Origin of the sequence: Endoryza foliicola (genome assembly GCF_050589245.1) — a bacterium.
Classification (GTDB): Bacteria; Bacteroidota; Bacteroidia; order Chitinophagales; family Chitinophagaceae; genus Endoryza; species Endoryza foliicola.
Window position 1 is genome coordinate 43,049 of the sequence record NZ_JBOBEW010000008.1, and the last position, 21,911, is coordinate 64,959.

The 21,911-nt window shown below is 41.5% G+C and carries 20 protein-coding genes; 8 read left to right on the top strand and 12 right to left on the bottom strand.

The genetic code is table 11. The features are described 5' to 3' along the window. Window positions 1–239: 239 nt before the first annotated feature. The 4 genes from ACQ2HE_RS16970 to leuS are packed head-to-tail and all read right to left on the bottom strand — an operon-like array spanning window position 240 to window position 5,366. Window positions 240–1,052 carry a formylglycine-generating enzyme family protein gene (locus tag ACQ2HE_RS16970; protein WP_430901266.1) on the bottom strand — a complete coding sequence of 271 codons (813 nt, stop codon included), beginning with the start codon at window positions 1,050–1,052 and terminating at the stop codon, window positions 240–242. Next, a complete protein-coding gene (locus tag ACQ2HE_RS16975; protein ID WP_430901268.1) occupies window positions 1,033–1,776 on the bottom strand; it encodes a hypothetical protein in 744 nt (247 codons plus the stop codon). The genes ACQ2HE_RS16970 and ACQ2HE_RS16975 overlap by 20 nt, the downstream gene beginning before the upstream one ends. 44 nt (window positions 1,777–1,820) lie before the next feature. Continuing rightward, window positions 1,821–2,570, bottom strand: a complete 750-nt coding sequence (locus tag ACQ2HE_RS16980; protein WP_430901270.1) for a hypothetical protein — start codon at window positions 2,568–2,570, stop codon at window positions 1,821–1,823. A gap of 39 nt (window positions 2,571–2,609) precedes the next feature. Next, on the bottom strand, window positions 2,610–5,366 hold the full coding sequence (gene leuS, locus ACQ2HE_RS16985) for a leucine--tRNA ligase (RefSeq protein WP_430901272.1): 2,757 nt from the start codon (window positions 5,364–5,366) through the stop codon (window positions 2,610–2,612). 162 nt (window positions 5,367–5,528) lie between these two features. Between leuS and ACQ2HE_RS16990 the strand changes: the two genes are divergently transcribed. The 5 genes from ACQ2HE_RS16990 to ACQ2HE_RS17010 all read left to right on the top strand — a co-directional run bounded on the left by ACQ2HE_RS16990 (window position 5,529) and on the right by ACQ2HE_RS17010 (window position 9,790). Next, the gene (locus ACQ2HE_RS16990; RefSeq protein WP_430902478.1) at window positions 5,529–6,449 is read left to right on the top strand and encodes a cell division protein FtsX; all 921 of its coding nucleotides are present in this window, start codon (window positions 5,529–5,531) and stop codon (window positions 6,447–6,449) included. 46 nt (window positions 6,450–6,495) lie between these two features. Then, entirely contained in the window at window positions 6,496–6,735 is a 240-nt protein-coding gene (locus tag ACQ2HE_RS16995; RefSeq protein WP_430901276.1) for a DUF3098 domain-containing protein, read from the top strand. 7 nt (window positions 6,736–6,742) lie between these two features. Next, the gene (locus ACQ2HE_RS17000) at window positions 6,743–7,567 is read left to right on the top strand and encodes an undecaprenyl-diphosphate phosphatase (protein ID WP_430901278.1); all 825 of its coding nucleotides are present in this window, start codon (window positions 6,743–6,745) and stop codon (window positions 7,565–7,567) included. A 61-nt stretch (window positions 7,568–7,628) separates the two neighbouring features. Further along, on the top strand, window positions 7,629–8,930 hold the full coding sequence (locus ACQ2HE_RS17005; protein WP_430901280.1) for an MFS transporter: 1,302 nt from the start codon (window positions 7,629–7,631) through the stop codon (window positions 8,928–8,930). After that, window positions 8,927–9,790 (top strand): MBL fold metallo-hydrolase, encoded by an 864-nt coding sequence (locus ACQ2HE_RS17010; RefSeq protein WP_430901282.1) that lies wholly within the window; start codon window positions 8,927–8,929, stop codon window positions 9,788–9,790. The genes ACQ2HE_RS17005 and ACQ2HE_RS17010 overlap by 4 nt, the downstream gene beginning before the upstream one ends. Window positions 9,791–10,406: 616 nt before the next feature. Here ACQ2HE_RS17010 and ACQ2HE_RS17015 read toward each other — a convergent pair. Continuing rightward, window positions 10,407–11,204 (bottom strand): DUF3108 domain-containing protein, encoded by a 798-nt coding sequence (locus ACQ2HE_RS17015; RefSeq protein WP_430901284.1) that lies wholly within the window; start codon window positions 11,202–11,204, stop codon window positions 10,407–10,409. A gap of 15 nt (window positions 11,205–11,219) precedes the next feature. After that, entirely contained in the window at window positions 11,220–12,269 is a 1,050-nt protein-coding gene (locus tag ACQ2HE_RS17020) for a lysylphosphatidylglycerol synthase transmembrane domain-containing protein (RefSeq protein WP_430902479.1), read from the bottom strand. Between the two features lie 7 nt (window positions 12,270–12,276). On the opposite strand from ACQ2HE_RS17020, the gene ruvC reads away from it, so the two are divergent. Next, window positions 12,277–12,864: a crossover junction endodeoxyribonuclease RuvC gene (ruvC, locus tag ACQ2HE_RS17025; RefSeq protein WP_430901288.1), complete on the top strand. Its 588-nt coding sequence runs from the start codon at window positions 12,277–12,279 to the stop codon at window positions 12,862–12,864. Window positions 12,865–13,134: 270 nt separating this feature from the next. After that, window positions 13,135–14,652, top strand: coding sequence for a M20/M25/M40 family metallo-hydrolase (locus ACQ2HE_RS17030; RefSeq protein WP_430901290.1), 1,518 nt, complete (start codon window positions 13,135–13,137; stop codon window positions 14,650–14,652). A gap of 24 nt (window positions 14,653–14,676) precedes the next feature. On the opposite strand, the gene ACQ2HE_RS17035 is transcribed toward ACQ2HE_RS17030, so the two are convergent. The 5 genes from ACQ2HE_RS17035 to rsmA all read right to left on the bottom strand — a co-directional run bounded on the left by ACQ2HE_RS17035 (window position 14,677) and on the right by rsmA (window position 18,031). Continuing rightward, complete coding sequence (locus tag ACQ2HE_RS17035; protein WP_430901292.1) at window positions 14,677–15,066, bottom strand: HIT family protein; 390 nt, start codon at window positions 15,064–15,066, stop codon at window positions 14,677–14,679. Window positions 15,067–15,147: 81 nt separating this feature from the next. Continuing rightward, window positions 15,148–15,621: a transcription elongation factor GreA gene (gene greA, locus ACQ2HE_RS17040; RefSeq protein WP_430901294.1), complete on the bottom strand. Its 474-nt coding sequence runs from the start codon at window positions 15,619–15,621 to the stop codon at window positions 15,148–15,150. 120 nt (window positions 15,622–15,741) lie between these two features. After that, window positions 15,742–16,191 (bottom strand): hypothetical protein, encoded by a 450-nt coding sequence (locus ACQ2HE_RS17045; RefSeq protein ID WP_430901296.1) that lies wholly within the window; start codon window positions 16,189–16,191, stop codon window positions 15,742–15,744. A gap of 133 nt (window positions 16,192–16,324) precedes the next feature. Beyond that, the gene (locus ACQ2HE_RS17050; protein WP_430901298.1) at window positions 16,325–17,272 is read right to left on the bottom strand and encodes an NAD(P)-dependent oxidoreductase; all 948 of its coding nucleotides are present in this window, start codon (window positions 17,270–17,272) and stop codon (window positions 16,325–16,327) included. A gap of 3 nt (window positions 17,273–17,275) precedes the next feature. Continuing rightward, on the bottom strand, window positions 17,276–18,031 hold the full coding sequence (gene rsmA, locus ACQ2HE_RS17055) for a 16S rRNA (adenine(1518)-N(6)/adenine(1519)-N(6))-dimethyltransferase RsmA (protein ID WP_430901300.1): 756 nt from the start codon (window positions 18,029–18,031) through the stop codon (window positions 17,276–17,278). A 264-nt stretch (window positions 18,032–18,295) separates the two neighbouring features. Between rsmA and pdxA the strand changes: the two genes are divergently transcribed. Beyond that, window positions 18,296–19,384, top strand: coding sequence for a 4-hydroxythreonine-4-phosphate dehydrogenase PdxA (gene pdxA / locus ACQ2HE_RS17060; RefSeq protein WP_430901302.1), 1,089 nt, complete (start codon window positions 18,296–18,298; stop codon window positions 19,382–19,384). A 151-nt stretch (window positions 19,385–19,535) separates the two neighbouring features. Here pdxA and ACQ2HE_RS17065 read toward each other — a convergent pair whose 3' ends face one another. Then, complete coding sequence (locus ACQ2HE_RS17065) at window positions 19,536–21,881, bottom strand: autotransporter outer membrane beta-barrel domain-containing protein (RefSeq protein WP_430901304.1); 2,346 nt, start codon at window positions 21,879–21,881, stop codon at window positions 19,536–19,538. Window positions 21,882–21,911: the final 30 nt, after the last annotated feature.

Sequence of the window (21,911 nt, forward strand, 5' to 3'; positions counted from 1 at the left end):
TTAAGAATGAAACAGCCGGGGGTAATTAATAATTAATAAGTAATAATTAATAATGGAACAGCCGGAATACAGGAGGGAGGACGGAGGATCGAAGACGGAGGAAATACAGAGAAAGAACAGGGAGAGGAACAGGGGGAATACATGAACGAGGATGAGAAGTAAAGAAAACCGCTGCGAAACCGCTGCGTTCGCTGCGCCGCTGCGGTAAAACCTAAAGCCTAAAGCCTAACACCTCACACCTACTGCCTCACCACCCTAAACCCCTGATTACTAAACGAAGCAATACTCGCCACTCTACCTATATCTACACTGTTGAAGAAACCACAGGAATGAATGCTGCACCACCAGCTACCGCCACGGGCATGCACTACACCGGGTTTAGCAGTAGCACCAAAAGGTTTTCTTGAACAAAACTCAAATACATTCCCGTACATATCGTACAATCCAAAAGCATTGGGCGCAAAAGATTTTACCGGTGCGGTATAAACAAATTCATCTGTGCTATCGGCCTTTAAGTGATCTACCCCTTTCCAGATGTTTGCATATTGGTGAATGAGTTGATTGTTGGCTCCGAAGAAAAAATCTGTTCTTGTGTTGGCTCTTGCGGCCGCTTCCCATTCGTCGAGCGTGGGCAAACGATACCCCGCCCATTTGCAATAAGCTTGCGCATCGCGGTAACTGATACAGGTGACTGGGTGATTCATTTTGTTTTCAATTCCTCCCCTACTCACCCCATTTGGAAACCTCCAATACGCTGTTGAATCTTCCATCCACTCAAACTCCCGAAGGCCCGGTTCAAAAACCATGGCATTGTGTCTTTTTTCTGCATCGGTAACATAATGGGAGTTACTCACAAAACGGTCGAACTCAGCATTGGTGATTTCTGTGGTTGAGATCCAGAAACTATCTAACCGAACTTTATGAGCTTTGTTGAGTCCATGTAGTTTACTTCCTAAAGAATACGTTCCCGCAGGAATTTTTACAAATTCCAATTGGGCATTTGCAAAAAAAGGCAGCAGCAAAAAAAACAGGCTATTTTTTATTCTGCGCATAATAGAATTTAAGAGCTGAAGAAATGACGTATTCAACATTACTCGCTGTATATGCAACCGAAGCATTATAGTAAGATCCGTTTTTAGCCACTTCTTTAAAGAAAGAAGATTCCAAAAATTCAGGCGATTTGTTCTGTTCCATTAAATGTATCAACAAAGTCAACAAATAATGATCATGCGTATTCGCCCTGTATTCAGAAATAATAAGTGGAATTAGCTCAGTAATATTGGCAATGGCAATCGCATTCTTTAGATTTAAGCCCATCTGATGATTTAACTGAGTCAACTCTTTAATATAAAAACTGACTGAGTCTTTATTTCTTATCAAAAAATTTCTTTGTCTTTGGCTAAGTTGAAAATCGCCCGATAGTCGAGGCAAGTAGAACTTTATTATTTTGTCTTCGCTCTCTGTTTCCAAAGAAATTGAGCAAATCTGAGCAAATGTTTCGGGATACATCATAGCATAGGTAAACTTTTGCCTAACAGTAAGACTGTCGTATTGATGCTGTTTTAAAAACCCTGAATAATCCGTAACTCCTTCTTTCTTATTAATTGCAGCTGCCTCTACTTTCATTCGACTAATTTTTTCCAATCCCCAAACAACAATGGTCATCTTATACTTATACGCTCTAGATATCGATTTATCTTTACCATTTAAATCTAGTTGAGAATAGCAATTAAATAAGCAGGTAAACAACGTGATCGTTAGGAAAATCGCTTTCATACAAGATGTGTTCGTAAAGTAAGATTCAAAAATTGAGTCGCCTCTTATTTCTTAAACCGCTCATTATAAAAGTCAGTTGCACGTTTCAAAATCAATTCTTCGTTGGCTTTATTGAATTCAATCCAAGAAGTGTAGTCATACTCTTTTGCATACATTTTCTTATAGCTCAACGAAGTCATGAAAGCCGGATATTTATTGTTGAGCATGAGCAAATTCAATACCGTAAGCAAATCGCGGTCTTTGGGATTGGCTTTGTACTCTTGAATGATAAAAGGAATCATTTCACCGGCGTTTACTTCTAACAAAGCTTTCTTTAAATTAAGTCCCATTCGATGCTTGGGGAGTGTCAATATCTTTACGTAACTCATCACTGAATCGCGGTTGGCCATCAGAAACTGGCGCTGTTTATCACTCCAATTTTGCTCCGAAAGCTGATCGGGCAAATACCCCATGATTTTTTTATGTTCATCTTGAATTGGAGGGAAAGCATCACAAATCTGACTAAAGCTTTCGCCATAAATCATCACATAAGTGAACTTCTCTCTCAATTTCAATCCATTGAATTGTTTTGGTGTGAGCGCTGCTTGATAGAAATCAGCATCTTCTTCGGAAGGCTTGATCGTTTTTATTAACTGACGTATTTTTTCCAATCCCCAAGTTGGAATGGTTTCAAAGGTCCGATAGTCATGATAGGCAGAGCTCTCTTTACTAGGCTCCTTGTATTCAACTTCATCTTGAGCCGATGCGCCAAAAAAGGAAAGGTTGAGTAACACAAGAAATAAGATCGCTTTCATCGCTAAAATTTCAGATAAGGTACAAAAAAAACGTGGTGATTAAATCACCACGTTTACCATTTTACCGGGAACAAAGATTATTTTCTTGGGCGGCTTTCCTTCCGTCCATTTCAATACCACTTCATTCGCCAACACTATTTTCTCTACTTCGGCTGCGCTTATATCAACGGGTAAGTTGAGTGTTGTTCTCATTTTACCATTTACCGAAATAGGATATTCTTTGCTTGATTCAATTGTGTACTTTTCTTCATATTTAGGATAGCTCGCATCCAATACGGAACCTTGATTTCCAATCAAACTCCACAATTCTTCGGAAATATGTGGTGCGTAAGGGGTCATCAGTACAATTAACTGTTCTAACACTGCTTTCTTATGACATTTCAAATCGGCCAACTCATTCACACAAATCATGAAGGCACTTACGGCTGTATTGAAACTGAAACGCTCTGTATCTTCTTCAATTTTCTTGATGGCTTTGTGCAACACTTTCAATTCTTCCGCAGTTGGAGTTTCTTCGTTCCACATCTTTCCTTTTAGTTCGTCGTAGAACAAACGCCAGAACTTTTTCAAGAAACGGTGCACCCCTTCAATACCCTTGGTATCCCATGGTTTGCTGATTTCCACCGGACCTAAAAACATTTCGTACATACGGAAAGTGTCGGCACCGTATTTGTCAACCAACATATCCGGATTCACAGTGTTGTACTTGCTCTTACTCATTTTCTCTACCTCGGCACCGCAAATGTATTTTCCGTCTTCCAGAATGAATTCAGCATCAGCATAATCACTCTTCCACTTTTTGAAAGCTTCTGTATCGAGTTCTAATCCGTCAACAATGTTAACATCAACATGCAAAGCGTTCGTTTCATACTGATCTTTCAATCCCTTCGAAACAAACTTATTGGTGTTTTGGATTCTGTATACAAAACGGCTGCTTCCTTGAATCATCCCTTGGTTCACCAACTTTCTAAACGGTTCGTCGAAACCAATATGACCGAGATCGTACAAGGCTTTGGTCCACATACGACTGTACAACAAATGCCCAACGGCATGTTCTGTACCACCGATGTATAAATCAACCTGCCCCCAATAATCACTCACTTTGCGATCGCAAAATGCTTCGTTGTTATGAGGATCCATGTAGCGAAGGAAGTACCAGCTACTTCCGGCATAACCGGGCATGGTATTAGTTTCCAATTCGCGACTTACCCATTCAGGAATATTGGCCAAGGGACCTTCACCCTCAGGACCCGGACTATACGATTCTACTTCGGGCAATAACAATGGCAATTCAGCCTCTGTTAACGGAGCAGCAACGCCGTCTTTCCAAGTAATAGGGAAAGGTTCACCCCAATAGCGCTGGCGACTGAAAGCCGCGTCGCGCATTTTGAAATTCACTTTGCGGGTTCCGATACCCAAGTCTTCTATTTTCTTAACTGCCACATCAATTGCATCGCGCATTACCATACCTGTTAGGAAGTCGCTGTTTTCCAATTTTGCATCCTTGGTAGGGTTGGCTTCTTCGCCATTGAAGGCATCGCCAATGATATTGGTAATGGGAATATTGAAATGCTTTGCAAATTTGAAATCACGCTCATCGCCGCAAGGAACAGCCATGATGGCACCAGTTCCGTATCCTGCTAACACATATTCACTGATCCAAATAGGAATTTGTTTCCCGTTGAAAGGATTGATGGCATAAGCGCCTGTAAACACACCGCTGATTTTCTTTTCTGCCATGCGTTCCCGCTCACTTCTGCTCTTCACAAATGCTAAGTAATCAGCTACAGCCGCTGCTTGTTCGGTAGAAGTGATGGAATCAATGTAATCGAGTTCAGGCGCAATTACCATGAAGTCGACACCAAAAATAGTATCAGGACGTGTAGTGTAAACACGCAGTTTGCGATCTGTTGCTTTTTCGCTTTGAATATTGAAATCAATTTCAGCACCATAGGATTTTCCGATCCAGTTGGTTTGCATTTCTTTCATTGCTTCGCTGAATTCAATTTCATCGAGTCCTTTCAACAAGCGATCAGCATATTCTGTAATGCGGAGGTACCATTGTCTAAGTTTTTTCTTCACAACGGGGTGTCCGCCGCGCTCACTTACACCGTTCACTACTTCATCGTTGGCAAGTACGGTTCCCAATGCTTCGCACCAATTCACTTCACCATATCCACAAAAGGCCAATCGATAGTTCATCAATACCTCTTGTTGTTCTTTGTGTGATTTGGCTTTCCATTCTTCAGCGGTAAATGCTTCCACACCGGCGCGGGTTCCAACAACTTCCGTACCGTTCTTTTCAAAAGAAGCGATCAAGTTGTTGATTGAACTGGCTTTCTGTTGATCGCGATCAAAGAAGCTGTTGAAGAGTTGAAGGAAAATCCATTGTGTCCATTTATAATAACCGGGTTCACAGGTTCTCACTTCGCGTTCCCAATCGTAGCAGAAACCAATATTGTCTAACTGCTTTCTAAAATTGTCGATGTTTTGAGCGGTTGAAACAGCGGGGTGTACGCCGTGCTCAATGGCGTATTGCTCTGCGGGCAATCCAAATGCATCGTAACCCATGGGGTGTAATACATTGAAGCCTTTCAATCTTTTATAGCGACTGAAGATATCGGAAGCGATGTAGCCGAGGGGGTGCCCTACGTGCAAACCGGCTCCGCTTGGGTAAGGGAACATATCGAGCACATAAAACTTCGGCTTGTCCGAAACATTGGGTACTTGATAGGTTTTATTTTTCTTCCAATGGTCTTGCCATTTCTTCTCCAGCTCTCTAAATTGGTATTCCATGCCTGTGTTAAAAAAATTTGAACGATTGCTTGTGTTAACCTCCTAAAAGCGAACGAGATGTGAAAGATCCCTTAAAAAAGCCTTGATTGATTGAATCTTGGCAATAGTCTCGTTTTTTTGCCCGTTAGAAGGGCAGCAAAAATACAATTTACCGCCTGAAATATGCTATTTTTGCTTGCATCGACCTTTATTAATCCATTAAAATCGGTATTCATGGCTCCATCCGGAAAACTTTCCGCCAAAAGATCCAAACCTTCCTATTTCATGTCCATCCTGGGGGTTACGCTGGTACTCTTCATTGTAGGGGTATTGGGATGGGTAGTACTCAATTCGCGCAATTTGGAACAGGTGCTCAGAGAAAGCGCTACCATGAACGTGTTTATCAATCAAACCACTACCGAAAAGGATAAAGACAGTTTGGTGGTATTCGTTCAAAATCACCCTTTTGTAAAGAGTTATAAATACATTGATAAGGATGAGGCCAAGAAAGAATGGTTGAGTCAAGGAAACGAAGATTTCAACGTATTCATCGATAATATGATGTTACCCAGATCGGTAGACGTGAATTTCAAGAGCGATTTTGCCGATTCGGCCCACATGGCTTCTTTCAAGGCCGAGCTCGGAAAGTTTGCGTTTGTAAACGATGTAAAATTCCCCAAAGAAGTGGTAGCCAAATTCAGTTTGTTGAGAAAGGTGACAGTTGGACTAGGCATCATAGCCCTTGTTTTATTGGCATTGACCGTGGTTTTGATAGATAATACCATTCGTTTGGCGATGTTCAGCAACCGCTTCCTTATTAAGACCATGCAGATGGTGGGAGCCACCCGTTGGTTCATAGCTAAACCCATGAATATCAGGGCCATTATCAACGGCGCGATCTCAGGTACACTGGCCATTGTGGCAATGGTAATTGTGATTTTTTCTATTGAGAATTGGGTGCCTGAAATGAAGGGGTTGAGAAACGGCAATACGATGTTGTTGCTTTGCTCTGTGATCTTATTGATTGGTATCTCAATTACCTTGGTAAGTACCCACCGTTCCATCATTAAGTACTTGAAAATGAAACTCGACGACCTGTATTAATTTCCGGGTCATTTACCTATATTGCAAGCCTAATAACCTTTAGTTTATGAGCGAAACGAAAAACGCCCCAGCCCTTTTCACAAAAGAGAACTACAAATGGATGGCCATTGGTGCAGTTGTAATTGCCATTGGTTATTTGATGATGACAGGTGGAAAGAGTGAAAACGTAAATGTATTCCAACGCGAAGAAGTGTATAGTTTCCGCAGAATCACTTTGGCACCAATCGTAATCCTGTTAGGATTAGGCATTGAAGTATTTGCCATCTTCCGCAAATCTAAAGCTTAGTCACTCCATGACTCTTATTCAAGCGATTGTTATAGCCATTGTAGAAGGCTTAACAGAGTTTCTTCCTATTTCCAGTACCGGACATATGGTAATGACCAGCACGGCTTTTGGAATAGAAAAAGAATCGTTTACCAAATTGTTTGAAGTTTCCATCCAATTTGGAGCCATCCTAGCAGTGGTGGTACTGTATTGGAGAAAATTCCTTGACTTCAAGAGTTGGACTTTCTACGCTAAACTTTTGCTGGCTGTAATCCCTGCACTCATCTTCGGAAAGCTATTCGATGACATCATTGATGAGAAACTGGGCAGTCCGGTATTCATTGCCTCCATGTTTATTGCCGGAGGTATTGTATTGCTATTCATCGATAAGCTGTTCACAAAAAATACAATTGAAGAAGAAGGAAAGATCAGTTATGTGAAAGCGATCATCATAGGTTGCTTCCAAGTATTGGCGGTTGCTTTGCCGGGTATCTCTAGAAGTGCTGCTACCATTATTGGTGGAATGAGCCAGAAATTAACCCGAAAACTAGCGGCAGAATTCTCCTTTTTCTTAGCGGTGCCTACCATGGCAGCTGCTACGTTGTATTCTTTGTTTTTGAAAGACTGGCCGCAAGACGGCGCAGCAACTAAAGGATACAAAATTCTTCTCGGCAACTCCGATAATTTAAAGTTGTTTGCTGTAGGCAACGTGGTAGCTTTTGTAGTGGCTTTGATTGCTATCAAATTCTTCATCGGGTTTCTCCAAAAACACGGCTTTAAAATATTCGGATGGTACCGCATTATCGCCGGTATTCTTTTACTTGTTTGGTTATGGAAGAGTGGGCAATTCTAATAGCCCGATATTTCTTACATTTAGTACTGTTTAAGTTCCCTCACCTAAACCGTTTTGATTAATGGCTACTGCTTCAAAAAAAGTAATCAATGGTTGGGCCATGTACGATTGGGCCAACTCAGTTTACAATTTAGTAATTACCACAACCTTTTTCCCGGCCTATTATGCTGCGATCACCAAACCTGAGAATGAAAAATTCAAAGACGGTGTTGAGTTTCTGGGAAGAACCTATGTAAATACAGAAATCAAAGATTATGTTCTTGCATTTGGATTTTTGTTGATCGCCTTCTTCTCTCCCATTCTGTCGTCAATTGCCGATTATAAAGGCAATAAGAAGAATTTCATGCGCTTCTTTTGTTACATGGGTGCATTGAGTTGTTCGCTCTTGTATTTCTTTGACACCGATACCGTATCGTTTGGATTGGTATGCTTTATGTTCGCAGGTATTGGCTTCTATGGTTCGCAAGTATTTTACAATTCCTACTTACCGGATATCACGGATGAAGCCGACAGAGATCGCGTGAGCGCCAAAGGGTATTCATATGGTTATATTGGAAGTGTGATTATGCAAATGATCGGGTTTGCCTTGGTAATGAACGCCGGCGACGATCCTGTAAAAACACAGCAAGCTTTGAAACTCACCTTCTTGTTGGTTGGTCTTTGGTGGATTGGCTTTGCTCAAATTTCGTTCAACAGGCTGCCTATGGGCACCGCTGCTGAGAGAGCCACCAAGAAAAATGCTTTGACCAATGGATTCCATGAATTGAAATTGGTATGGGACCAATTGATCCATATGCCCGTTTTAAAGCGCTATCTGTTCTCCTTCTTTTTCTATTCTATGGGTGTGCAGACTGTGATGTTAGTAGCCATTGATTTTGGAATCAAAGAATTGAAACTTCCGAATGATCGATTGATCATTACCGCTGTTGTGATTCAATTAGTGGCGATTGCGGGGGCCTTGGTGATGTCGCGCTTATCAGAAAAATTCGGAAATATCAAAGTGTTGCTCTTTACTGTGTTATTATGGATCGCCGTTTGTATCGTCGGATATTTTATACAAACAGAATTTCATTTTTATTTTCTGGCGGCAATGGTAGGATTGGTAATGGGGGGCATTCAAAGTATGAGTCGTTCTACCTATTCTAAGTTGATGCCCGAAACAAAAGACACGGCCTCTTTTTTCAGTTTTTATGATGTAACGGAAAAACTGGCTATTGTAATTGGATTGTTTAGTTTTGGATTTATAGAAGGTCTTACTAATAACATGAGAAATTCCATCCTTGCACTCATTGTTTTCTTCGTGCTTGGATTTATTGGATTGTTGCTTACACAAATGAAAGAAAAGAAAAAGCTTGCTGCATGAAACTCTATTCCATCAATGCCGGACATTTTAAGTTAGACGGTGGTGCCATGTTCGGAGTGGTACCTAAAAGCATTTGGAACAAATTGAATCCTGCCGATGAAAACAATATGTGTTCCTGGGCATTGCGTTGCTTGTTAATTCAAGAAGGAGATCGAAGAATCTTGATTGACACAGGCATGGGTAATAAGCAAGATGCCAAATTCTTTGGTCACTACTATATGCATGGCAATGACAGCTTAGAGGGATCATTGGCCGCACACGGTTTCTCTAAAGATGATATCACCGATGTTTTACTCACCCATTTGCATTTCGATCATTGTGGAGGAGCAATAGAGAAAGTAGGAGACCAATTGGTTCCTGCTTTTAAGAATGCCCGCTATTGGAGCAACGCGGCTCATTGGCAATGGGCCACTATTCCTAATGACCGCGAAAAAGCTTCTTTTTTGAAAGAGAATATTTTGCCTATTCAAGAAAGTGGAAAGTTGAATTTTATTGAGCTACCCGGAGAAGGATTGCCCGGCCGTTTGCCCGAAGTGAAGTTTACGGATACAATCTCCATTCGATTTGTTTCGGGTCATACCGATCAAATGATGTTACCGCAAATCAAGTTCAAAGACCGCACTATTGTTTACATGGCAGATCTTTTGCCGGCGGTTGCGCATTTGCCTATTCCGTATGTGATGGCATATGATATGTTCCCGCTGACTACTCTTAATGAGAAAAAAATGTTTTTGAAAGAAGCGGTTGAAAACGATTATCTATTGTTCTTCGAGCATGATCCGGTGAATGAAGTGTGTAGTTTGCAACAAACCGAGAAAGGGGTAAGAGCGAAGGCGATTTATAAATTGGAGGAGCTTTAATATATTCATCACAAAGTCCTTCGACAAGCTCAGGAGCCGCGAAGTTTTTTTTCACCGCAGCGGCGCAGCGATCGCAGCGGTTTTCCTTTCCTCTCATCCTCGTTCCTGTATTCCCCCTGTTCATGCCCCTCTTCCTTCTCTGTATTTCCCCGCCTCCTCGCTTCCTGTTTTTCCTCGTTCCATCTTTCAACGCGATAAATCGCGTTGCTACAAATACCCTTTATTTGCGTCCGCCGCGATAAATCGACGGCGTACCTTAGCGACAATCATACCTTCTATTCATTAATATCTTCAACGCTGTATTTCCTCGTTTCCTCTCATCCTCGTTTCCTCTCATCCTCGTTCCTGTATTCCCCCTGTTCTTTCTCCGTATTTCCTCGTTCCTCGCTTCCATCTTTCAACGCGATGAATCGCGTTGCTACAAATACCCTTTTATTTAAGTCCGCCGCGATAAATCGACGGCGTACCTTAGCTACAATCATCCCTTCTATTCATAGATATCTTCAACCCTGTATTTCCTCGTTTCCTCTCATCTCTCATCCTCGTTCCTGTATTCCCCCTGTTCCTGCCCCTCTTCCTTCTTTGTATTTCCTCGCTTCCTCGTTTCCTATATTCCTCATCTCAAACTTACGAGCGAGCTCAACGGATACCTTAAATTCTTATAGCTAATCATATCCACTTTTACGGTTCCAACGGTAATAGGGCTTTCTACACGAACCGGAATATGGTTCGCATCATCGCTTACCCACACGGTCATTTTCTCACCGCCTTCAAACAAAGTTCCTTTAATTAAGAGGGGTTTGAATTTGATTGCTTTGAATTTGCCGTATTTGGTTTTAATGGTTTCCTTACCTAAATAACGGATGTACATATTGTACACTTCATTGTCGAGAAAGATAGAAAAGGGAATTTTATCGTCGGGTTTTAGGCCATTGAAGTTGATATTGCGAGCATAGTAGATGGCGCTCAAAACATCTTGGATGCAATCGGGTAGTTTATAAACACCTTGATTGGTAATAGCCGTATTGGTTACTTTATTGAAGGAAACGTTCTCGTATTTTTTATAGCCACCTTCGTACACATTTCGGATAAACTTGATTGGCTGAAGCGTTGCGGTATCAATAAAACTTTCATATTTATCACGAACCTTAAATACTTTATCGTAAAAGGGATAGGTATTGCCCTCACCTGTAAAATGATAGACCGGCTTGTTGTTTAGCATTTCGAGGTTGGTACTGAAGGTTACTTCTCCGGCGCCAAAATGAGCGCCTACTACCGCATACATTACTTTGAACGTAATTTGCTCACTGTTTTGAAAAGCAGTATTCCTCATCCCACAAAACCCTTCTCCTGCTTTTAAAGGAGAAGCCAATACAGATAAGGTTATAAAAAAAAGTGCGTATATCGATTTCATGTAATTAGAATAGCATTATAGTTGTTGAGCTTTCCGTCTCTTCTGTTGTCGGTACTTAAATCTACGAATATTCAAGAGCAATAAACTTCCCATCAAAGCAGGTATTACCAGATTGATGATCCATACTGCTAAAGAACTCGCCATAATTCCTACCAAATTCGTGCTAAACAATTGCAACACCTCAATATTTGTCTTCCACCGAATCCCTAATTCTGATAAAAAGGCGATAGAAGGAACAATGGCTAAGATCAAAAATACAACGCTTATGGCACCAAACAAGTCCACGACATTTAAAGAAACATTAAATACTTTAAAGCAAACAAAGTATTGAGCCATGAATACCAGAAAGCGGACCATGGACCATAACAAAATTCTCAACAAAGTGTTGGTTTCGAAATGATCTAACACCGCAATCTGTTCTTTGATTACGGCTTTCATGGGAAGCTTCTGCACCCAATATATCAGACGAGACAATCGGAAGAAAAGTACGCTCATGATCAATAAAGCACCTGCCGTTATATAAGCCAATAATTGAAGGAGCATGGCGGTTTGATGCCCCACTTGAATTTCAACAACGGGTTTTACGATAAAAATGCCTACAAGTCCGAATACCAAGGTCACCATTAATTGAGCCATGCTACAAACCAAGGTAAGGGAGATGGCTTTCACCCGCTGTCCTTCGTTAATATAAAGTACCCTTCCTACGTACTCTCCCATTCTATTGGGTGTGAAGAAGGCAAAGGTTGTACCCACGCAAATGGCCTTAAAGGAAGTATACCAGCTAAGGGGTTGGATACGATTGATCACGATCTGCCATTTTTTGGCCTCTATTCCCCAATTCAACAGCAATAAGACTCCTGTGAGTAGTCCCCATTTTAATTTAGCCCAACTAACCACATCCCAAATATGTTGGAGCGATTCTTCCCATTGTGGTTGCCGTTGAATTTGTTGATAAATAGAATAGCTCAGAATGCAGAAGACCGCTGGGCCAACCACATAATTGAGAAATATTTTGATATTTTTGTTTACGGTAAACAATTGATTTTCAAAATTAACTGAATTCAAAACCAAGGTGCCATCCCTTCCCAAAATAATTCTCGGAATCGACCCAGGAACCCTGGTTATGGGTTATGCCCTTATTGAAGCTTCCGGTTCAAAAGCCCGCCTTTTGAAAATGGACGTCCTTAAATTGAGTGCTAAAAAAGATCATTACGAAAGGCTTCAATCGATCCACCACTGTATTCAGGAATTGATCCAAGAACACCGCCCTCATGAAGTGGCCATCGAAGCTCCCTTCTTTGGTAAGAACGTACAAAGCATGCTAAAATTGGGTAGGGCTCAAGGAGTTGCCATTGCGGTTGCCATGAGCAAAGGGCTGCCGGTAACCGAGTATTCTCCCAAAAAAGTAAAAATGGCGGTTACCGGAAACGGAAATGCCGATAAAGACCAGGTTTGGAAAATGCTGCAACAAGTGCTTTCCATTACCAGTTCTAAAATAGCTTACCTTGATGCTTCGGATGCGCTGGCAGTAGCGGTTTGCCATCATTTTCAATTCAAATTACCCAAAACCGAAAAAACTACGGTCAAGAAAAAAGCAACGAAAAAGAAAAGCAGTTGGGAAGAGTTTGTGAAGGAGAATCCGGGGAAAGTGAGAGGATAATTATTAATTAATAATTAATAATTAAACAGCCGGGAGCAGGCTGAAATTTACGAAGCGAAGCGGAGTAAATTTTAGTCCCGCAGGCGAAGCCGTTGCGGGAAGGGAGGAAGTATGAAGAAGGAGGAGGGGCAGGAACAGGGGGAATTGGTGAATTTGGGAATGAGATCCGGGAAACGAGGAGAATACCAATGAAGAAGAAAGAACTTTGCTACTCCTTTGCGCAAGCTGCGATCTCTGCGGTGAAATAATCCACACGAAAATAAACTTCGAATGAAATACATTCTTTCCGTTTTAGTAGTACTGTTTGCAGGGCAAGTAATAGCCCAAAACACCATCGCCGACACTTATTGGAATGCCCATCAGAAATCAATCATCGACCACTACAAAACCTTTTTATCGATACCGAATGTAACCCGCGACACGCCCAACATCCGCAAGAATGCCGCTTTCATTCAACAATGGATGAAAGAATTGGGCATCGAAACAAAACTATTGGAAGGCATCACTCCCGGAGTTACACCCGCTGTTTATGGAAAAGTAACAGTACCGGGTGCTACACGCACCATCGCTTTCTATGCTCACTACGATGGACAACCTGTAAATCCCAAACAATGGGGTACCGGACTCGACCCCTTCACACCCGTATTCATTACAGCCCCTTATGAGCGCGGAGGTAAAATCATTCAACTGCCCGATACTGCCACCCGCGTTCCAGAAAATTGGAGAATCAGCGGTAGAGGCAGTGCCGACGATAAAGCCGGAGTAATGACCATCCTCCATGCCTATGCCGCATTGAAAGAGCAAAAAGCGAAACTCACCCAAAACATTGTCTTCTTTTTCGAAGGAGAAGAAGAAATGGGATCTACACATATAGGAGAAATTTTCGAACGAAATAAATCGCTTTTGAACGCCGATTTATGGGTGATCTCCGACGGACCGCGCCATGTTTCGGGTAGTAAAATGGTCGTATTTGGTGTACGTGGCGATGTGAATATGGCTCTTACTGTTTATGGACCCAAACGACCGCTGCACAGTGGCAACTATGGAAACTGGGCACCCAATCCAGCCCGCATGTTGGTAGAACTATTGGCAGGAATGAAAGATGAAAACAACCGCGTTACCATCAAAGGATTTTACGACGATGTAGTTCCACTAACAGAAACAGAAAAAAAAGCAATCGCTGCCATTCCTGATATTGAAACCACTCTGAAAAAAGACTTGGGCATTGTTCAACCTGAAGGAAACGGCGCCTCCTTTTTGGAATTGCTAAGCTTGCCAACTTTGAATATTAACGGCATCAGTAGCGGTAACACCGGAGCCATGGCTGCTAATATCATTCCTGTAAAAGCAGAAGCCGCGCTGGATTTAAGATTGGTATTAGGTAATGATCTCAACAGACAAGTGGAAAAAGTTAAAGCACATATTCGTTCTCGTGGGTATACCATATTAGATCACGATCCCAGTGATGAAGAGCGATTGAAATACGAAAAGATCATCAAAATAAGCGTGGGCGATGGATACAATGCGCAACGCACTCCCATGGATCTTCCGCTAGCACAATTTGTTATTAAAGCTGTTCAAGCCAGTTCAAAAGAACCTATTGTATTACAACCTTCCGCGGGAGGTAGTTTACCCTTGATCGTATTCGAACAAAAATTGGGCGCAAAAGTGCTCACGGTTCCGGTTGTGAATTTCGATAACAATCAACATGCTGAAAACGAAAATGTACGGATCGATTATTTGAGAGAGGGAATTGGTACGATGGTGAGTATTATGAGTGGGAATTAGGCGTTAGGCTTTAGGCATTAGGATTTATAGATTGTTAAGGATTGCCTGTTGAACTTCGAGCAGTTCCTCTTTACTAAGTTTTAGTTTTTCGCGGGTGAAGTTGAGGTCGTCGGCTGAATTGATAGGCAATAAATGCATGTGTGCGTGTGGCACTTCCAAGCCTACAACGCTGATGCCACAACGGTTGCAAGGAAAGGCCTTTTCAATAGCTTGAGCAATGGGCTTAGCAAATACTAGAAAACCACTCAGCAAATTATAATTGAGATCAAAGAATTTATCGGTTTCTACTTTGGGTACTACCAATACATGACCCTTTACTAAAGGGAAAATGTCTAAAAACGCATAGAATTGATCGTTTTCAGCAATTTTATACGATGGAATTTCTCCGGCAATTATTTTAGAAAAGATGGTCATGTTGTAATTATTAATAGCTCCGTAAAAATAAAAAAAGGAATGAAGAACCCTTCATTCCTTTTATAAAAACTGAAGACTTAATTATACCGTAATGTTTTCGATCTTAAACTTCACAATTCCCGCAGGTACTTGCACTTCGGCCACATCACCAATTACTTTTCCCAATAGTCCTTTTCCAATAGGTGAGGTCACAGAAATTTTTGAGGCTTTCAAATCGGCTTCTTTTTCGGAAACGATCTGATAGGTCAATTGTTTCTTGGTATTGAGATTGGTAACGGTCACTTTGGTAAGAATAGACACTTTGCTGGTATCTACATTCGCTTCGTCCAAAATACGAGCGGAAGCGATATCGCTTTCCATCTTTTTGATTTTGGCTTCCAGAATACCTTGTGCTTCTTTCGCAGCATCGTATTCGGCGTTTTCTTTCAAGTCTCCTTTTTCTCTCGCTTCCGCAATAGCCTTAGAAGCAGCCGGGCGATCTACCGATTTCATTCGGATCAGGTCGACTTTCATTTGCTCTAAAGTCTCTTTAGTTACATAAAGGATTCCACTCATAATGATTCAATTTTAATTCCGTAGCAATCGGGTTTGACAAAAAAAATAACAACGCCTCAGTTCTCGCTGAAGCGTTGCTATTAATATTTCAAAGGTAGGACTTTTTTTTAAATCCAAATTTTAGTACCTGTTAAATACGTATTTATAGTCGTAACTATATGATTGATAACGAGCTACGAAGCGTCTATTGCTGGTAAAATAGCTGTCATCGAACTCCCAGTGGAGCACTTGGTTGTACTGAAAGTTTACCAAATGGAGCACAAAAACCTGGTGGGTTCCGTTCTGCCAGTTACCATTTGCATCATAATAGCCACCATTTACCAATCGCAATTGCCAGCTGCCCCGCATTTGAATTTGACCGTCGTCGAAGATGGCTTCTCCATTATCATAGAAATAGAATACCCCGTTTTCATATCCGGTATAAATAGTAGTAGTATTGAACAAACGTTGCTTTTCAGCATAAGCCAAGGTCCAGGATCCCACCAACCGATCCTCGGCAGGTTGGAGAAATTTGGTACATCCTGTTAGTAATACCATTGACAAAGAAAAGAGGAGTAGATTTCTGATCATACGCTTAGGTTTAGTTGTACTAATGCCTAAAACGTACCGAAGTCTGTGAAAGAAAAGCTAATAGTTGTTAGCCCCTCAAGTTGTTGTTCTTGAAGCAATTGCGCCTTGAAAAATGTTACAGACAAACCTGAATTTAGGCCTTTCTTAACACCCCTATTTTATCTAATTTTTCAAGCACTACTTCAGCCATGCGCTGAAAGGCTTCGTGCGTATATCCGGCAATGTGAGGAGTGATATATGCATTGGGAAAAGACAAGAGTTTTTTGAACAGGTACTGTTCTTCTTCTGTGTATGTTTCCAATTTTTCATTTTCCAAAACATCGAGTGCTGCACCTGCAATGTATCCTTTTTCTAAGGCATTGATGATTCCAAGAGTATCGTGCACTTTTCCTCGCGAGGTATTGATCACAAAGGGTTTCATTTTGCACTGCTCGAAAAAGGTTTCATTGGCCATGTGCTTTGTTTCATCGGTTAGGGGAAGATGAAAGCTAATAACATCGGCATAACGCTGAATTTGGTCTACAGAAGCTTCTTTAATATAGCCGCTTCCAAATCCGAACTTGTATTTATCGTTGGCCAAAACGGTTACACCAAAAGGCTGCAAGAGTTTTGCAAACTGTGATCCGGTATTTCCAAAACCGATGATGCCAACTGTTCTTCCGCTCAACTCCACTCCCCTATTTGCATCGCGGATCCACTTCCCTTCTTTTACTTCCGCAGCTGCCTTGGGCAAATTGTTCATGATGCTTAACAGCATTCCCAATGCTTGCTCGGCAACGGCATTGCGATTGCCTTCCGGACTGCTCACACACACAATTCCTTTTTGTTCTGCAGTGGCGGTATCAATCAATTCCATACCGCTCCCCAATCGACCGATCCATTTCAATTCGTTTGCAGCGGCTAATACCGTCGCATCAATTTTCAATCGAGTGGTTACGATCAAGCCTTTCACCGTTCCAATTTGTTGCAACAACTCTTCGTATGTAATAGTGGGAGAGTAAATGGGCTGGTAACCATACTGCTCTAATTTCTCAATGAGTACGGGGTGCACTTTTGCAGTAATAATAACAGAAGGTTTCATGAACTATCTCATTTTAAAAGAAAGGGTCGCAAAATCTTGAACGCTCAATTGTTCTGCACGTTTATCAAATATTGGATCGGTGAGTTCTTGAGGTTCAAACAAACCTTTTACAGCATTGCGCAAGGTTTTGCGGCGCTGATTGAAGGCGGTTTTCACCAGTAATTTGAATTGTCGCTCCGATTTCATCGCCACTAACTCTTTTCTTGGCTTCATCAATATAACGGCACTCTTCACTTTCGGAGGTGGATTGAAGCTGTTCTCATGTACTTCAAACAAGTATTCTGTTTCGAAATACACTTGCATCAATACACTCAGTACGCCGTACACTTTGCTGCCTTCTTTGGCAACCACTCGTTGTGCCACTTCTTTCTGAAACATACCAACCACCTGCTCCACTTGCGGATACCAGTCGAGAATTTTAAAAAGAATTTGAGAAGAAATGTTATAAGGGAAGTTTCCAACTACTGAAAACGGTCCTTCAAAAGGACATTCAATATCGAGGAAACTTTGGTGAATGATCTTATCGTTTAGTACCGGATACGTATGTTTCAACCAGTCAACCTTTTCTTGATCTAATTCCACGCATTTAAAATCGATCGCAGGTATTTGAATCAAATATTTGGTAAGGGCGCCACCACCGGGTCCAACTTCCAACAATTGCTGAAAAGGCATTTTTTTAAGTGCCGCTACAATATCGAGGCAGATGTTCTCATCTTTCAGGAAGTGTTGTCCGAGTGATTTTTTGAGTGTGTATTTCATTCTTGGAGGCAAAATTAGGGTTTTGTTCGGGCAGAACATCCAATGAACGGCCTATGGTTAAGTAGTAACCTGTAAATGATCAGAATTCTGTTTTAGGAGCATCCAAATTCATCAAAAACCGGCGTTACACCAATATGAAAAAATCCATATCCATAGAATCGGTACGAAACATAGCCTTATTTATAGCCATGCTGCTCCTTTTGGCTCGCAGCTAGGCAGAAACCCGCAAATTATCGTACCTTAGTAGTTAAGTTATACACTACTATGCAGGCGCCCGCTCACAAACCCCTTATCGGCATTACTATTGGAGACCTCAACGGCATTGGTATCGAATTGATATTAAAGACCTTCTCCGACAACCGAATTTTGGAACTCTGCACTCCGGTGATCTTTGGATCAAGCAAAGCGATCAATTTCTACCGAAAAATGCTGCCGGATGTTAATTTCAACTTCCAAATTATAAAAGACTTTACTCGTGTTAACCCCAAGCAAATTGCCATTTTTAATTGCTGGGAAGACGAAGTTGCGATCACCCCCGGTCAGTTGACTGATATTGGTGGTCAATACGCTGTAAAATCATTAGTAGCTTGCTCGGAAGCCCTGAAAGCCGGTCATATACAAGGTATGGTAACCGCTCCTATTCATAAGAAGAATACGCAATCGGAGGAGTTTCCTTATACGGGTCATACGCCATTTCTAAAAGCCTATTTCGGTGCGCAAGATGTGTTGATGTTAATGGTGGCTGAAAACATGCGTGTAGCTTTAGTAAGTGAGCATGTTCCCGTTCAAGATGCAGCGAAAGAAGTAACAAAAGAGAAAATAGCTTCAAAACTAAAATTGTTGCAACAGTCTTTGATCAAAGACTTCGGCATCGATAAACCTAAAATTGCGGTATTGGGGTTGAACCCACACGCCGGAGATGAAGGCTTGATTGGAAAAGAGGAAGAAACAATTATTAGACCGGCTGTTAAAGATGCGAAACATCAAAACATGATTGTGATGGGACCTTACAGCGCAGATGCCTTCTTTGCAAGAGGTTATCATGAAAAGTTTGATGGTGTATTAGCGATGTATCACGATCAAGGATTGATTCCTTTCAAGAGCCTTGCTTCAGGAGATGGCGTGAACTACACCGCGGGCTTATCGGTAGTGCGTACTTCGCCCGATCATGGAACTGCCTTTGATATTGCAGGCAAGAATAAAGCCGACTCGAACTCATTCTTAATGGCCATTTACCAATGCATCGATATCATCAATTTCCGAAATGGGTATGCGGATAACCGCAGAAACCCCATGCGAAAATTAACCAGACAGATTTTGGCGAATGCAGTGGATGAGAAATTGGAGGAGTGAATTATTAATTAATAATTAAAAATTAATGATTAATAATGAAATACAAGGATGAGGATGAAAAGAAGGGAAATAGATAAGAACATACTCAAAATAAAAAAGGACTGATTGCTCAGTCCTTTTTGTTTTCTTATGATTGACCGTTAATAAGACATTATTGTTTCACCATGGCCTCGTGGAGGTTCACGGTAGTACCTTTCACTACTAAGTGGTAGGTACCGGCATTGAGTGCGCCGAGGTGATCGAGGTTCATATAGTTGGTACCTTTCTTCAAGATCACTACTTCACTTTTTACCACTGCTCCGGCAGCATTGAACAATTGAACAGCTACTTTCTCTTCTACATCAGATTGATACATCATATCAATTTTAGAAGTGAAAAGGGTATTCGTGAGCAATTGATTTGCCTTAGGAGAAACACCAAAATTCACAGCAATAATTGAGCTGTACTTCACTATTCCATTATCATCTACCATACGCAAACGATAATAGTTCACGCCGGAATTAGGATAAGCGTCTGCATGTTGATATTCCCCTTTTCCATTTCTCACAACTTGACTGAGGGTTCCTATTCGAGTAAAGTTTCTTCCATCAACACTTTTTTCAATGTCGAAATATTTGAAATTAGGATCGCAGAATGCATCCCAATACAAGTTTACTTTTTCTTGACTCTTAGCAGCCGAGAAGTTCATCAATTGGCAACCCAATGCACTGAGCGTTGTGACTACAGGTCCAAACTCCGATGTAGCCCCCGCAAGAGTAGCGGTAGATGTGAGTCTATTGGTAGCCGGATTGATGGTAGTTACCACAGCGTTATTAAAATGAAAAGCGAATAAGTTTACGTTTGAAACTGCAATATTCCCATCAACATTATAAGAACCGGTACCGGTTTTAAGATCATCGCTTGAACCTTCTACAGCAGTTCCGATATAGGTTTGTCCTTCTCCGTAGTTCAACGTTAAACCAAATTGATTCACACCACCGTCGGAGATAAAGAATTCTACAGTAGCACCGCCGGGAGCTTTCCCATAAATAATGATGTCATTGGCCGTATACTTTTTCACCGAATCAATGATTGGGAAATTTTGAATGTTATTGGTGCCTGCGTCGCCGTCACCATTGTCGTTTACTGAAACAGTGGTGGGACCGCTGGTTGTATTAAAGTTTAAATCAATTCCTAAGCCTGTGTTGTTATAAATTGAATTCTGAGAAAAAGTGGCTGTACTCAATACCGCACCACTACCTGAATTGGTACTGGCGACAATACCACTGCCTCTGTTGTTATAAATTCTATTTTCAGCAAAATGATTATAGATATTGGGTCTAACCGTTACTCCGGTAGTAACCACACTTGACCTATCAGTCCAAATGCCGGCAATAAAGTTTGTGCCGGTATTATTGAAAATCACATTTTTTCGAACGGTATCGTATTGCGAACAGGCCGCTACACGGATTCCAACGTTTGGAGGAGCACCGGTAGTCATTAGCATTCCGGTAATGGTATTATTGTCAACAACAATACTATCGGCATTCCATCCGATATCGATGCCCACTTGTTCTACGTTGTTGATGTAGTTGTATTGTAACATCAAACGATTACAATGCATGGTATTGATTCCGTCACCGGCTTTTGTTGTAGTTGCACCACTATTGGTTCCAATGGTGATCATTTGATTCGCAATCACATCCCAACCTCTATTGGGCAGATTCACACCTGAAGGGCCTGCCGTTGTAATATCATTCGCACCATTAAAATGCACTGCATATGTACCACAGTAAGCGAATAAGTTATTGCTAACATTTCCCTCAAAGTTATTTCCTCCGCATAGAAATCCATTTCCCAGCGTACGTCTTGCGGCTACCGGCAAAGCACCTCTTGGAGTACAAGAAATAAAACAATTATTGATATCAACATTTGAAGTACGAACCGTTGCAGAACGAAGCACCATGATGTCAGCGTGTGCTGAGGCAAGAGAGCCGTCTGAATTGGTGTTTCCAAAACCGGAAATTGCAATTCCGCGAATTGTTACATCAGTAGTATTTATCGTAAATCCATTTCCGGCGGTTCCTGAATTGGTGCCAGGAAGGGCATAGGTACGAGTGATATAAACATCCGGATAGTTGATACTCGGTTGTAAATAACCGTCTACGCCTACTGTTTGTCCGGCCCAAGATCCCAGATTCGTATTGGTTTGGGTGAACCCATCAATTAAAACCGGCCCCGTAATAACGGGCAATGCAGAGGTCAACACAATGGTTGCCCATGAGTTACCGGCTCCGTCGTTTTCAAAAAGATTACCGCCCCCGGTTGCAATACTGAATCGAATAATATCGGCGCCGGCATTTGCATTCGCATCAGTAATTGCTTGACGCAATGAACCTGCACCTGAACTAAGCGTATTTGTGACTGTATAGGTAGCAGCTGAACTAGATTCTATGAACCCAGCTAGCGCCAGTAGCGCAAAGAGCTTTTTGAGGTTAGGAAAATGGATCGTTTTCATTTTAGATAGGATTGAAAGGTTGGTTATAGA

What these genes read in the sequence shown, in the direction of transcription:
- ACQ2HE_RS16970 (WP_430901266.1), bottom strand. Translation starts at nt 1,052, where the DNA reads ATGCGCAGAATAAAAAATAGCCTGTTTTTTTTGCTGCTGCCTTTTTTT.
- ACQ2HE_RS16975 (WP_430901268.1), bottom strand. Translation starts at nt 1,776, where the DNA reads ATGAAAGCGATTTTCCTAACGATCACGTTGTTTACCTGCTTATTTAAT.
- ACQ2HE_RS16980 (WP_430901270.1), bottom strand. Translation starts at nt 2,570, where the DNA reads ATGAAAGCGATCTTATTTCTTGTGTTACTCAACCTTTCCTTTTTTGGC.
- leuS (WP_430901272.1), bottom strand. Translation starts at nt 5,366, where the DNA reads ATGGAATACCAATTTAGAGAGCTGGAGAAGAAATGGCAAGACCATTGG.
- ACQ2HE_RS16990 (WP_430902478.1), top strand. Translation starts at nt 5,529, where the DNA reads ATGCTATTTTTGCTTGCATCGACCTTTATTAATCCATTAAAATCGGTA.
- ACQ2HE_RS16995 (WP_430901276.1), top strand. Translation starts at nt 6,496, where the DNA reads ATGAGCGAAACGAAAAACGCCCCAGCCCTTTTCACAAAAGAGAACTAC.
- ACQ2HE_RS17000 (WP_430901278.1), top strand. Translation starts at nt 6,743, where the DNA reads ATGACTCTTATTCAAGCGATTGTTATAGCCATTGTAGAAGGCTTAACA.
- ACQ2HE_RS17005 (WP_430901280.1), top strand. Translation starts at nt 7,629, where the DNA reads ATGGCTACTGCTTCAAAAAAAGTAATCAATGGTTGGGCCATGTACGAT.
- ACQ2HE_RS17010 (WP_430901282.1), top strand. Translation starts at nt 8,927, where the DNA reads ATGAAACTCTATTCCATCAATGCCGGACATTTTAAGTTAGACGGTGGT.
- ACQ2HE_RS17015 (WP_430901284.1), bottom strand. Translation starts at nt 11,204, where the DNA reads ATGAAATCGATATACGCACTTTTTTTTATAACCTTATCTGTATTGGCT.
- ACQ2HE_RS17030 (WP_430901290.1), top strand. Translation starts at nt 13,135, where the DNA reads ATGAAATACATTCTTTCCGTTTTAGTAGTACTGTTTGCAGGGCAAGTA.
- ACQ2HE_RS17035 (WP_430901292.1), bottom strand. Translation starts at nt 15,066, where the DNA reads ATGACCATCTTTTCTAAAATAATTGCCGGAGAAATTCCATCGTATAAA.
- greA (WP_430901294.1), bottom strand. Translation starts at nt 15,621, where the DNA reads ATGAGTGGAATCCTTTATGTAACTAAAGAGACTTTAGAGCAAATGAAA.
- ACQ2HE_RS17045 (WP_430901296.1), bottom strand. Translation starts at nt 16,191, where the DNA reads ATGATCAGAAATCTACTCCTCTTTTCTTTGTCAATGGTATTACTAACA.
- ACQ2HE_RS17050 (WP_430901298.1), bottom strand. Translation starts at nt 17,272, where the DNA reads ATGAAACCTTCTGTTATTATTACTGCAAAAGTGCACCCCGTACTCATT.
- rsmA (WP_430901300.1), bottom strand. Translation starts at nt 18,031, where the DNA reads ATGAAATACACACTCAAAAAATCACTCGGACAACACTTCCTGAAAGAT.
- pdxA (WP_430901302.1), top strand. Translation starts at nt 18,296, where the DNA reads ATGCAGGCGCCCGCTCACAAACCCCTTATCGGCATTACTATTGGAGAC.
- ACQ2HE_RS17065 (WP_430901304.1), bottom strand. Translation starts at nt 21,881, where the DNA reads ATGAAAACGATCCATTTTCCTAACCTCAAAAAGCTCTTTGCGCTACTG.